1 protein-coding gene is annotated in these 1,297 nt (G+C 49.7%); it reads right to left on the bottom strand.

Annotated features, from left to right (window positions below; genetic code table 11):
• Positions 1-1,297 (bottom strand): thiamine pyrophosphate-dependent enzyme (locus tag PGX78_RS08360; protein WP_270446484.1); only part of this gene is annotated, 1,297 nt, incomplete at both ends.

The raw sequence follows: 1,297 nt of genomic DNA, 5'->3' as shown, positions 1-1,297 counted from the left end.
GTAAACGGACATAGGATTCACGACGAGCACGCGCATCCGCAACGGTCTTTTCATAGAGGGACTGTGCCAATTCGGGGAATCCTTTTGCCAAGGACGCATAACGAACTTCGCCTTCAAGGAATTCCTGGAACTTGCTGTAATCCGGTTCCTTAGAATCAAGGCTGAACGGATTCTTACCCTGTTCTTTGAGTTCCGGGTTGTAGCGATACATATCCCAGTAACCGCATGCAACTGCCAATTTTTCTTCTTCCTGGCTCTTGCCCATACCCTTACGAATACCGTGGTTAATGCACGGGCAATATGCGATGATTACGGACGGACCATGGTAAGCTTCAGCTTCGGTCATAGCCTTTACGAGCTGATTCTTATCGGCACCCATAGCAACCTGTGCTACGTATACATAACCGTAAGACATCATCATCATGCCGAGATCCTTTTTCTTCGTACGTTTACCGGAAGCGGCGAACTGCGCAATAGCAGCTGTCGGCGTAGCCTTGGAAGACTGACCGCCCGTATTGGAATAAACTTCCGTATCAAGGATGAGGATATTGACATCCTGATCCTGTGCGAGGACATGGTCTACACCACCGAAACCGATATCGTAGGACCAGCCGTCACCACCGAAGATCCAGTGCGAACGTTTTACAAGATATTGTTTGTTGTCGAGAAATGCTTCGAGAATCGGCTTGCCTGCAGCTTCTTTTTCAAGAAGTGCCGTTACTTTATCGGCACGTTCACGTGTGCCTTCGCCTTCAGCAAAGTTGGCAGCCCAATCGCTTAATGCCGCCTGAAGTTCGGGCGATGCAACGGCTTTGGCATCTTCTACTTTTGCAAGTAAGTCTCTGCGAACCTTATCAACACCTACGAACATACCGAAGCCGTATTCGGCAGCGTCTTCAAAGAGGCTGTTTGCCCATGCGGGACCGTGACCCTTTGCATCTGTCGTATACGGAGCAACCGGAGCAGAACCGCCGTAAATGGAGGAACAACCTGTTGCATTGGCAATCATCATGCGATCACCGAAGAGCTGTGTCGTCAATTTAACATACGGAGTTTCGCCGCAACCGGCACAAGCACCGGAGAATTCGAAGAGAGGTTGTTCAAACTGCGAACCGATAACCGATTTCTTGTTCTGCGGATTTGCTTTCGGTGCCACTTCTTCCGTACCATAATACCAGAGGTCCATCTTGGCACGTTCTTCTTCCGTATTCGGAACCATTGTCAATGCCTTAGCCGGGCAGACATTTGCACAGCTACCGCATTCGAGGCAGTCGAGTTGGTCAACTACGATCGTAAA

Origin of the sequence: Megasphaera sp. AF13-6AC (genome assembly GCF_027685385.1) — a bacterium.
In the GTDB taxonomy this organism is placed as follows: Bacteria; Bacillota; Negativicutes; order Veillonellales; family Megasphaeraceae; genus Megasphaera; species Megasphaera micronuciformis.
The sequence above is the reverse complement of the archived record's forward strand: the minus strand, read 5'-3'. Positions and strand labels throughout refer to the sequence as shown.